Below are 10,726 nucleotides of genomic sequence, written 5' to 3'. Positions count from 1 at the left end.
AGTTAGAGACTGAGGGGGCAGAAGCTAGGGCCGTAGAATCAGAAGTGGCACCAGAACAAGAAGTGTCAGAGCCAGGATTAGAAACAGAGGAGCAACACCTAAACCTAGAGGATGCAGAAGAGCTAGCACAGCAAGATATGCCCGATAGCGTGCCTGCGCCAACGCACCCCAAAACCCCAGAACCCCAAACGATCGAACACATTGAGGATATCCCAACCGCTGTGATGACTAGTGTGATGGATGGTTCTTATGAGGAATCTCTTAAAGCTCAAGAGGGGGCTAAAGAGCCTTTCCCACAACAACCAGAACAACAACCCACACCCCAAGCCCTGCTCACACAAGAAGCACCCACACAACCAAGCGTACCAGCCACCATTACCCTAAATACGCTAGATTTGCAAACTCTTTTAAAAGATTTGCCCATTGATCCCAAGATTTTAGAAAATAAGGTCTTACGTATCCAGTTGGTTGATAAAGAATGAGCGATCACGCTTACCAAATTTTGGTTTTAGCCGGACCCAGTGGTGCGGGCAAAAGTACGCTCATTAAACACCTGCTCCAAAGCCTCCCAGATGTCTATTTTTCCATCTCCACCACCACCCGCACCAAAAGGGAGGGCGAGATAGAGGGGCAACATTATTATTTTGTGAGTCAAGAGGCGTTTTTAGCGGGCATTGAAAACCAACAATTCTTAGAGTGGGCATGCGTGCATGGGGACTATTATGGCACTTCATTAAAGCCCATTCAAGAGGCCTTACAAGCCAAACAATTAGTTTTATTTGATATTGATGTGCAAGGGCACCGCAGTGTTAGGGAGGTCTATCCTAAAGCCACTTCGATTTTTATCACCACCAAAAACGCCCAAGTGCTCCAAGATCGTTTGGAAAAACGCCAAACCGATAGCCTCGCAGTCATTGCTAGGCGCATGGCAACGGCTTTTAAAGAACTGCAAGATGTGGATTTATTTGACTATGTGTTGATCAATGACAATCTAGAAGATGCTAAGGAGATGGTGTTGAGCGTGGCTAAAACCTTGCGCTACAAACAGCAGATGTTCCCTAAAGATGCGCTTTATCAGGCATGGAGTGGAAACTAGGGTTTTCAAAGTAAGAATGTAGTAGAATAAAGCCCATTTAAAAAGTAAAGGATATCCATGGGTGGTTTTACCAGCATTTGGCATTGGGTCATTGTTTTATTTGTGATTTTACTTCTATTTGGTGCGAAAAAAATTCCCGAGTTAGCAAAGGGTCTGGGTAGCGGGATTAAGAATTTCAAAAAAGCCATTAAAGAGGACGAAGAAGAGGGCAAAGCGAAATCTGAAGAGGTTAAAGTGGTGGATAGCCCCTCACCGGCGCAACCCACAACAGCCACACCTAGCCAGCCCCAACACGCAACTTCCAGCGACGCCCCCAAACAACATCTATGATGCACCAAGCCATCAAAACCCTTTTAGAACGGGTTTTGGGGGTGGAGATCATCTTAGAGCACCCCAAAGATAGAGATTTAGGGCATTATGCGAGTGTAGTGGCGTTTTCTTTAGCCAAGAGTTATCAAAAAGCCCCCAAACTCATTGCCCTAGAGTTAGCAGAGCGGCTACAACAAAATGCGGAGTGCCAAAAGGTCTTTGCGCGCATAGAAGCCTTGAATGGCTACATTAATTTCACCCTCCAAGAGAGTTTTTTAGATGCGCTTTGCAATGAGGCTTTGGCTTTGGGGCAGGATTTTGGTAAAGAACAAGCCAAGCAGGAGAGCATTTATCTAGAATTTGTGAGTGCTAACCCCACTGGTCCCTTGCATATTGGGCATGCGCGCGGGGCGATCTTTGGGGATAGCCTATGCCGTTTGGGGCGTTTTTTGGGTTTTAAAATGCACCCTGAATATTATGTCAATGATTTGGGCGTTCAGATCAAAACACTCGGTCTTTCGGTGTTTTTAAAAATCCAAGAACTAGGAGGGCTTGGAGTGGTGTATCCAGAGGGGTGTTATCAAGGAGGATACATTGTTGAGCTAGCCAATATGGCTTTAGAACATTTTGGCAAGGCTAGACTCTACGATCAGAGTCAAAAAGAAGCATGCATAGCAGAGTTAGGGGAATTTGCCAAAAATTGCATGCTTGTTGAGATTCAAGAGAGCCTAGAGGAGCTAGGCGTGTGCATGGATGCCTATGTGAGTGAAAAGGCGATGTTTGAACACCAAGAGAGGGTGTTTAGATGCTTGCAAGAGGCTAATGGGATTTATGAGAGCGAGGGGAAAATGTGGCTTAAATCCAGTGCCTTTGGGGATGAAAAGGATCGGGTGGTCAGAAAGGCTGATGGGAGCTTTACCTACATCGCTGGGGACATCACCTACCATGACTATAAATTTGCGCAAAACTACGATCGCTACATCAATATTTTTGGAGCCGATCACCATGGCTATGTGGCGCGCATTAAAGCCGCCCTGCAATTCTTGGGCTATGATTCGCATAAATTAGAAGTCTTATTGGTGCAAATGGTTGCGTTGTTGCAAGAGGGCAAACCTTATAAAATGAGCAAGCGCGCAGGTAATTTTGTCTTGCTCAAGGATGTTTTACAGGACATTGGCAAAGATGCCCTGCGTTTCGTGTTTTTGAGCAAAAAGCTAGACACGCATTTAGAATTTGATGTTGCTAGCCTCCAAAAGCAGGATAGTAGCAACCCCATTTTTTATATCCACTACGCCAATGCACGCATCCACACGCTACTCAATAAGTTTTTGGAAAAACCTACAGCCAGTTTGGCAACCATTAATGCTAATTCTCTAGAGAATCTCCCCAGCGCACCCGCCCATTTACTCTTTAATGCGCTCAATTTGCCCAAAGTCTTGCAAAGTGCCTTTGAGGATCGCGAGTTGCAAAAAATCTGTGATTACTTGCAAAATTTAGCCGCTAATTTTCATAGCTTTTACAACGCACACCGTATCTTAGACACGCCTCAAGAACTCAAATACTTAAAACTCTGCCGGATGGTGAGCTTGAGTTTGACAATCGGATTAAAAATCTTGGGAATAGAGGCTAAAACGAAAATGTAAAGCAACGGGCGGAGATAAGGAGGGGGAGGTTACCCCGCCCGCGCGACCAGAAAAACTGGTCGGGTGCATTATACCTAAAAAACCCGTGTTTTTCTCTTAAATTTTCCAGACCTTTAAAAACTATGTTATAATAATTTAAGTTTAAGTCAAAAAGGATGAAGATGCGTATTTTGTTAGTCGAAAACAATGCCAACCTCAGCAAGGACATTAGTGCCTACTTGAATGAACGCAGTTTTCAAGTGGATGTGGCAGAGAACCTAGAGGATGGGGAATATTATATTAGTATCCGCAACTATGATCTGATCTTGATTAGCTTGGAGCTTAGTGATGGCAATGGCCTGAGCCTAATCCCCTATGCCAAGACTAAACATCCCTCCATTGTGAGCATCATGTTGGCTAACAAAGCCAGCAGTGAGCAGGAAATCAAGGCATTTAAGGAGGGGGTTGATGACTTCATCGCTAAACCCTTTGATTTGGGCGTTTTGGTCGCCCGCATTGAGGCACGGCTCAGGTTTTGGGGATCGAGTATCATCGAGATCGAAGACTTGGTCATTAACCCCGATGAAGAAAAGATCATCTACAAGGGCAAGGAGATTGAGGTTAAGGGCAAGCCCTTTGAGGTGCTCACCCATCTAGCCCGCCATCGCGATCAAATCGTGTCCAAAGAGCAACTCTTAGATGCTATTTGGGAAGAGCCCGAGCTGGTAACCCCCAATGTAATTGAGGTGGCGATCAACCAAATCCGCCAAAAAATGGACAAGCCCTTAGGCATCTCTACGGTGGAAACTGTGCGCCGTAGAGGCTACCGCTTCTGCTACCCCAAAAGCGGTGCAGAGAACTAAAAAGAGATCACCCCAGCAGAGCTCAAGAGATCGGGTAAAATCTCTAGGGCATTGCTCACCTTACCCACTAAGACCTTGTCTAGCACTTTGAAATGTTCTAAGCAGGCTTGGCAGGAGAGGACTTCTACACCTAGATTTTCTAACTCTTGAAGAGCGCGAATCGTCTCTGCATTGTCGATTAAAGAATTTTGGGTGCTTAAGAGCACGCCACGATTTAGAAAAATGATTTTGGAGGGCAACAGATCGGCAGGTATTTTTAAAAGCGTGCCAATAAAGCCAGCCTCCACCTTTTGACCTAGCTCCCCCTCTCCAATCTTATCAGAGGTGAAAAGTAAAATTTTGCGTGTCATCTTAATCCTTTAACATCAAATGGAGCAATCTTAAAAAAACTTGCCGTAATTTTTCCAAATCGCTCAAAGATACCCGTTCATCTAGCGCATGGATGCGATCGTTTAACAAACCAAATTCCACCACCTCCACCCCAAAGGCATGCAAAAAGCGTGCATCACTGGTGCCCCCCTTGGTGTTAAACTCTGGGGTGATTTGGAGTGTATCCAAGATCGCACGCTTGGTTTGCATGGCTAATGGGGAGTCTTGGGAGGATAAGAAGGGTTTGGAATTTGTGGTGAGTTCAATATCGCAAGGCACTTTGGCTAAGATCGTGTCTAAAAACTTTTGGATGTGTTCTGCAGATGTGAGAGGCGAATTGCGGACATTAAAATAAATCTCTAAAATTTGGGGCGTTACATTGCTGGCTTGTGAAACACTTTTGAGAGTGGTGATAACCAGCTTGGAGGGGGCAAAAAAATCATTTCCCTTGTCTAAAAGAGCTCCTGAAATGTGCATGAGCTTATCAGCGATGAGATCGATGGGATTTAAACAAGTTTTAGGATAAGCCACATGCCCGCAGATACCATGCACGACAATTTGCCCACTAATGGAACCCCTCCTGCCTAATTTGACACTGTCACCCAAAGTTTTTGCACTGGTGGGCTCGGCCACTAGGGCAAAATGGGGCAACAGATTTTGCTCTTGGAGCACCTCTAGCATGTATTGGGTGCCATAGAGTGCCTGACCCTCTTCATCGCTAGTGAGCAAGATAGAAAGGATAGCATCGGGGCTATTTTCTTGTCTGCAGAAATCATGCACGGCACACAAGAGTGCTGCCACGCCCCCTTTCATGTCCTGTGCACCCCGCCCGTATAAAAATCCATCTTTAATCACACCCCCAAAGGGATCAACACTCCAGCTCTCTCCAGCAGGCACGACATCAATATGCCCGGCAAAGCAAAAATGTAGAGGGTTGTCAGAAGCCCCCAATCGTTTGTATAAAAATAAATTTTTTACTCCCTCCTTGTCAGCGCGCACCACCTCAAATCCCGGAAACAAGGATTGGATCAAATCAAAAATGCCCTCCTCTTTGGGTGTGATGGTCTTAAAAGTGATGAGCTCTCTGGCTAGCCAAACCACGCTTAAAGGATTCACAAAAGAGCCTTGGTGTGGTTTTTATGGTGCAAATGGATATAGAGGTGAAGCACTTCTAGATTCGAGGGGGTGATCCCGCTGATTTGGGAAGCCCCAAATAAATCTACGGGACGGAACTTGTTAAGCTTTTCTCTGGCCTCCAAACTCAGGCCAGGCAGGTCAAAATCAAATCCATCGGGGATTTTAGTTTGCAACATCGCCTCCATGTGCGCAATGGATGCGCTCTGTTTTTCAATATAGCTATGGTATTTGCATGCAATCCTGACTTGTTCTAAGACCTCTAAATCCAAACCTTGCAAGCAGGGCAATAATTTGGGCATGTCCTCAAGAGTTAAGCTTTCACGCCCGGCTAAAAAAACACCATTGCATTTATCATTAATGGGGGCTTGATCTAAATCCTGCAAGATTTGCAAAGTCTGCTTGGTGGGGGTAAAAGACATCTTTTGTAGTTGCTCTAGGGCGTGCTCAATTTGGCTTTGCTGGGCGCGCAATTGGGAGTAATCACCAATCAAGCCTAGCATGTGGGCATAAGCACCCAATCTAAAGCGTGCATTGTCCTCTCTAAGCAATAGGCGGTACTCGGCGCGTGAGGTGAATATGCGGTAGGGTTCTTGTGTACCCTTTGTAACCAGATCATCAACCATCACCCCAATATAAGCTTCATTGCGCTTTAAAATCAAGTTTGTATGTGGGTATGCCAAGTTTTGGCGCACATGCTCTAAGGACAAACACGCATTGATCCCCGCCATCAACCCTTGCGCAGCCGCCTCCTCATAGCCAGTGGTGCCATTGATTTGCCCAGCCAAGTAAAGGTTGGGGATTTTTTTAGTCTCTAAAGTGTGTTTGAGCTCTGTAGGTTGGACAAAATCGTATTCAATGGCATAGCCATAGCGCGTGATCTGGGCGTGTTCTAAGCCCTTGATGGAGTGGATCACTTGCTCTTGGATTTCAAAGGGTAAAGAGGTGCTCAGACCATTGACATAGTATTCACTCGCGCTCATGGTTTGGGGCTCTAAAAAGAGTTGGTGGCGTTCTTTATCTTTAAAGCGGAACACCTTATCTTCAATGCTGGGGCAATAGCGTGGTCCCACGCTCTCAATTTGCCCGCTAAACATCGGGGCTAAATGGAAGTTCTCTTGGATGAGGGCATGGGTTTTAGCATTGGTGTAGGTGATAAAACAGGGGAGCTGTGTGGGGTTAAAATCTTGCGTGCTGCGGCTAAATTTGGGTGGGGGGGAGTCGCCACTATGCCTCTCCAAATCGCTAAAATCAATGCTAGAACCTGCTAATCTAGGACAAGTGCCCGTTTTGAGCCGCCCCATCTCCAACCCCAAAGAAGCCAAGTTTAAAGAGAGTTGCACCGATGCGCTCTCCCCAAAACGCCCATTTTGGCTTTGGTGCTTGCCAATATGCACCAAGCCTTGTAAAAAAGTGCCTGTGGTCAAGATCACCCTTTGGGCGCGGTATTCCTTGCCCAACGCGCTTTTAACCCCCACCACCACACCATTTTCCACCAAAAGCCCCTCTACCATCTCTTGGGACACGCTCAAATTAGGGGTGCTTAACACCAAGTTACGGGCATGGATGCGGTAAGCATCCATGTCAATTTGTGCCCGCGTCCCGCGCACAGCTGGGCCCTTAGAGGCATTCAAAGTACGCAGTTGCAATGCGCTTTTATCGGCCAATATGCCCATCACCCCGCCCAGCGCATCGACCTCTTTGACCAAATGCCCCTTACCTAGCCCCCCAATAGCTGGGTTACAGCTGGCTAACCCGATATTTTCAATGAGCAGGGTTAATAAATGCACCTTGGCACCCATTTTAGCCGCCACAACAGAGGCTTCAATACCCGCATGCCCACCGCCTACAACAACGATATCAAACATGGCTGATCTTGGGGGGGCTAAAGGCACTAATCTTGGGTAAAGGACCTTTATATTTTTCGATATTGACTAGAGCTGTATGGGCAATATTGGCATTAGAGAGTTTGGAGGCACTCATATCCAAAGTGAGGACATTAGCACATCCGCTTTTACAAAGCCCCTTAGCATCAGGATCATACCATGAGCCTTCGCACAAACGCACCACACCCGGGCGGATATGCGCACTTACATGTGCCCCTGCTAGCACCTCCCCACGCTTGTTAAATACCCGCACCACATCACCATGCTGGATGCCTAATTTTTGAGCATCATGGGTATTGATCAAAAGGGGTTCGCGATCGTGAATGGCGTAGGTGTGCCGTAGGCTGGTTTGGCATAGTTGTGAGTGGAGGCGGTATTTTGGATGGCTGGTGATGAGGTGGAAGGGTGCTTGCTTGGTGGCATTGCCCAACCACTCGATGGGCTCAAACCATGTGGGGTGGGGTTTGCAATCCTCATAATTGTATTTGGCAATGCTTTGGGAATAAATCTCAATCAAGCCCGAATCGGTGCCCAAAGCGTTTAAAATTGGGTCTTCAATGAAGTCGGCATGGCGCACCCATTCCATGCTCTCCGCGTTGGCCTCAAATACAATGGGTTTATTCTTGGCCCAAAATTCCTCAAAACTGGGCATGGGTGTGGCAAAAGCCACTCCAAAGCTTTTGGTTTGTTTGCGAGCATTGTCGTAAAACTGCTTGATCCAATCCTTTGCGTGCTTGCCATGGTCGCTATAGATGTCATAGAGAGCGGGATCGTAGATTTTACACAGATCGCAAAAGATTTGGTAGTCGTCCTTACTCTCCCCAACAGGCAAGATGGCTTGTTTCATCGGCACAATGTGCATGTTGGAGTAATCCCCGGTCATGCTGATGTCGTCCCGTTCGTAGGAAGTGGTCGCTGGCATGACAATATCTGCCATCTTAGCCGTGGGAGTCCAATAGATTTCATGGACAACAACGGTGCGTGGTTTGCGCCACGCTTGCACATTTTTATTGGTATCTTGTTGGTGCACCAGAGGGTTACCCCCTACCCAGTAAAGAAAATCAATATCGGGGTAGGTGATCTTGCGCCCATTGTGATCGATGCTTTGACCCGGATTTAAAAGAGCGTCTGCGATTCGAGCAACGGGTAAGGATAGACCTGCATTTTGGCGCAACCACTCTTCAGTATTGTGATCGCTATGATCTTTAGCCAAACCTTGAAACTTACCATTTTTCCAAAGACCCAGTGATCCCACATCTAGCCCAGAGATCACCCCGCCCTTACAAGTGGGTACACCCCCATTGCTATAATGATAGCTCAAACCAAAGCCCCCGCCCTTGCTCCCAATTTGGCCTAACATCGCACAGAGGGTAACAAGCATCCAATGGGGTTGTTCGCCATGGTGGGCGCGTTGCATTGCCCACCCACTCATGATCATGGTGGGCTGATCATAAAAGGACTCGGCTAATTTTTCAATGGTGCTTGATTTGATTCCACAAACTTGGCTAGCCCATGCCACATCTTTTTTAACCCCATCTTCTTTGCCTTGCAAATAGGTTAAAAACCGATCAAAACCAGTGGTGTAAGTTTCTAAAAATTTGTAATCAACCTTTTTGCGCGCTACCAAGTGGCTGGCCATGCCTAACATCAAAGCCACATCGCTATTAGGGCGTGGGGCAACCCATTGGGCGTTTAAAAATTTAGCTGTGTCTGTATAGACCGGATCGATACAAACCACCTTGATCTTGCTTGCCTTGAGCTTTTCAAAGTAGGCAATCCCTCTTTGATCGGTAGCGGTGTAGGCAATACGCAAAGTAGCAAGCGGATCGGCCCCCCAAATCACCACACATTTAGAGTGTTGTAAAATATTCTCCCATGAGGTCTGTTGTTCATAGACCTCAATAGAACCCATCACATAGGGCATGATCACCTGAGAAGCCCCTGTAGAGTAGTCCCCCAGTCCGCCCACAAACCCCCCTGTGAGGTTTAAAAAGCGTTGTAATGCGGTGCGCGCATTTTGCATATTCCCAGTGGATTTCCAACCATAGCTCCCCCCGTAAATGGCATTAGCTCCCTTGATCTCTCTTGTTTTTTTAAGTTCTCTAGCAATGAGTTTTAGAGCCTCTTCATAGCGCACCCGCACAAAAGGGTCTTTGCCCCTTAGCTCTGGTTTGGGGTGATCGGGGTTTTCTAGGTAGGATTTGCGCACATAGGGGTATTTTACCCGTGAGTGGTAAGCTAAATCGGGGGTGTAGTGTTGCAAGGGGTTATCCATTTGGGTAACCTTTTCTAAAGGTTCGCTTTTAATAATGCGCCCCTCTTTGATCGTGAGCTCTAGCATGCCCCAATGCGCGGCACTCACGACCTTGCCATTCCTCACTGGCCCAGATTTGATAAAAGTTTGGGGTTTTTGACCCAAAACAAGAGAGGGGGCAAAGGGCAACACGCCCAAGCACCCCCCTAATTTCAAAAATTTGCGGCGATCTAACATACTAACCTTTCAAGGATTTTTGCTATCTTTGGCATTTTTTTGCAAATACTCAATCACCAACCAATGATCTTTTTTGTCTATACCCGTTCGGCTGGCCATTGACTTAAAGATAGAAGGCCATGCATTGGCGTTAAACTCATGGGTGGCATGTAGGGCGTGGCAAGTCCCGCAATTATTGGTGAATAACTCCTTGGCATGGCTGAAGAGTTGGGCATCACTGGATACAAAGTCCTTTTTGTCTGCCCACACCTCTAAGCGCACCTTATCCCATTTGCCTACCTTAGAAGTTTCTTTGCTCTTAAATTCCAAAGGCGTGTTTTTGGCAAAAGCAGCAACCAAAATCCTTTGGTGATCGTTAAAGTAAAGAGCAAAAGGGGCTTTGGGATTGACATACCCCTCCAGACTGATTAACACCCTCTTAGGGGTGCTCTGCAAAACCTCAAATCCATTTGTGGGTAAAAGTTTGCCCACCACCTTAGAATCCTCTGGGTGCAAGTAGAGGGCTACAACCTCTGGAGAATAAACCATGCTCTTGGCAAACAAAAACTCCATGCCTATCAAAAAAGAAATCAAAAAACTTCTCATCCAAAACTTCCCAAGGTATTGAATCCTAATCCGCACTTATTGTATTGTGAAAAAACTAAACGAATACTTAATGCATACTTAAAATAACCCCCACAATCCCCAATTCTCCATTTAGACAGCCACTAGTGGTTGGACTTGAAAAAATTAAGCCACTCAACAAGGGCAAATCCCCAAAGGCATAGTTAATCAACACAAGGCACAATCTCCCCACACAAAAACCAACATTAAAAAATGAGCATACAGACAAATTTCTTGTACCTTCTATGGCATTTTTTATGGACCATTGTATCACCTTACATAAGAGGCATTATAGACTTTTAAAAAACACTTAAAGCCCTACACCTTGCAAAAACACATCACTAAACTAAAGA

General features: G+C 46.2%; 9 protein-coding genes and 1 pseudogene. 5 read left to right on the top strand and 5 right to left on the bottom strand.

Features of this window, described 5'->3' with window-relative positions:
• From EAO36_RS07675 to hsrA, 5 genes and pseudogenes are all read left to right on the top strand, one after another.
• Nucleotides 1–482: pseudogene (locus EAO36_RS07675) on the top strand (hypothetical protein); the annotation flags it as partial.
• A complete protein-coding gene (gene gmk / locus EAO36_RS07670) occupies nucleotides 479–1,096 on the top strand; it encodes a guanylate kinase (RefSeq protein WP_120948784.1) in 618 nt (205 codons plus the stop codon). The pseudogene EAO36_RS07675 and the gene gmk, both read left to right, overlap by 4 nt.
• A 57-nt stretch (nucleotides 1,097–1,153) precedes the next feature.
• On the top strand, nucleotides 1,154–1,426 hold the full coding sequence (tatA, locus tag EAO36_RS07665; RefSeq protein ID WP_120955953.1) for a twin-arginine translocase TatA/TatE family subunit: 273 nt from the start codon (nucleotides 1,154–1,156) through the stop codon (nucleotides 1,424–1,426).
• Nucleotides 1,426–3,048: an arginine--tRNA ligase gene (argS, locus tag EAO36_RS07660; protein ID WP_162983118.1), complete on the top strand. Its 1,623-nt coding sequence runs from the start codon at nucleotides 1,426–1,428 to the stop codon at nucleotides 3,046–3,048. The genes tatA and argS overlap by 1 nt, the downstream gene beginning before the upstream one ends.
• Nucleotides 3,049–3,209: 161 nt before the next feature.
• Nucleotides 3,210–3,890: a homeostatic response regulator transcription factor HsrA gene (gene hsrA, locus EAO36_RS07655; RefSeq protein ID WP_120948782.1), complete on the top strand. Its 681-nt coding sequence runs from the start codon at nucleotides 3,210–3,212 to the stop codon at nucleotides 3,888–3,890.
• Here hsrA and EAO36_RS07650 read toward each other — a convergent pair.
• Genes EAO36_RS07650 through EAO36_RS07630 form a run of 5 tightly spaced genes read right to left on the bottom strand, consistent with a single transcriptional unit; the run spans nucleotide 3,887 to nucleotide 10,355 of the window.
• Entirely contained in the window at nucleotides 3,887–4,240 is a 354-nt protein-coding gene (locus tag EAO36_RS07650) for a DsrE family protein (RefSeq protein ID WP_120948781.1), read from the bottom strand. The two genes, hsrA and EAO36_RS07650, sit on opposite strands and share 4 nt — an antisense overlap.
• Before the next feature lies 1 nt (nucleotide 4,241).
• Nucleotides 4,242–5,375 carry a succinyl-diaminopimelate desuccinylase gene (gene dapE, locus EAO36_RS07645; RefSeq protein ID WP_120955952.1) on the bottom strand — a complete coding sequence of 378 codons (1,134 nt, stop codon included), beginning with the start codon at nucleotides 5,373–5,375 and terminating at the stop codon, nucleotides 4,242–4,244.
• A complete protein-coding gene (gene mnmG / locus EAO36_RS07640) occupies nucleotides 5,372–7,261 on the bottom strand; it encodes a tRNA uridine-5-carboxymethylaminomethyl(34) synthesis enzyme MnmG (RefSeq protein ID WP_120948779.1) in 1,890 nt (629 codons plus the stop codon). The genes dapE and mnmG overlap by 4 nt, the downstream gene beginning before the upstream one ends.
• On the bottom strand, nucleotides 7,254–9,770 hold the full coding sequence (locus EAO36_RS07635; protein WP_120955951.1) for a molybdopterin guanine dinucleotide-containing S/N-oxide reductase: 2,517 nt from the start codon (nucleotides 9,768–9,770) through the stop codon (nucleotides 7,254–7,256). Before EAO36_RS07635 ends, mnmG begins: the two co-directional genes overlap by 8 nt.
• Before the next feature lie 9 nt (nucleotides 9,771–9,779).
• Entirely contained in the window at nucleotides 9,780–10,355 is a 576-nt protein-coding gene (locus EAO36_RS07630; RefSeq protein WP_120948777.1) for a cytochrome c3 family protein, read from the bottom strand.
• Nucleotides 10,356–10,726 lie beyond the last annotated feature (371 nt).

The sequence above is a fragment of the Helicobacter mehlei genome, from assembly GCF_003660265.1.
In the GTDB taxonomy this organism is placed as follows: Bacteria; Campylobacterota; Campylobacteria; order Campylobacterales; family Helicobacteraceae; genus Helicobacter; species Helicobacter mehlei.
This window is presented reverse-complemented; position numbering and strand designations above follow the sequence as displayed.

Bases quoted from the DNA above. Each gene is read 5' to 3' on its own strand.
- gmk (WP_120948784.1), top strand. From the start codon at position 479: ATGAGCGATCACGCTTACCAAATTTTGGTTTTAGCCGGACCCAGTGGT.
- tatA (WP_120955953.1), top strand. From the start codon at position 1,154: ATGGGTGGTTTTACCAGCATTTGGCATTGGGTCATTGTTTTATTTGTG.
- argS (WP_162983118.1), top strand. From the start codon at position 1,426: ATGCACCAAGCCATCAAAACCCTTTTAGAACGGGTTTTGGGGGTGGAG.
- hsrA (WP_120948782.1), top strand. From the start codon at position 3,210: ATGCGTATTTTGTTAGTCGAAAACAATGCCAACCTCAGCAAGGACATT.
- EAO36_RS07650 (WP_120948781.1), bottom strand. From the start codon at position 4,240: ATGACACGCAAAATTTTACTTTTCACCTCTGATAAGATTGGAGAGGGG.
- mnmG (WP_120948779.1), bottom strand. From the start codon at position 7,261: ATGTTTGATATCGTTGTTGTAGGCGGTGGGCATGCGGGTATTGAAGCC.
- EAO36_RS07635 (WP_120955951.1), bottom strand. From the start codon at position 9,770: ATGTTAGATCGCCGCAAATTTTTGAAATTAGGGGGGTGCTTGGGCGTG.
- EAO36_RS07630 (WP_120948777.1), bottom strand. From the start codon at position 10,355: ATGAGAAGTTTTTTGATTTCTTTTTTGATAGGCATGGAGTTTTTGTTT.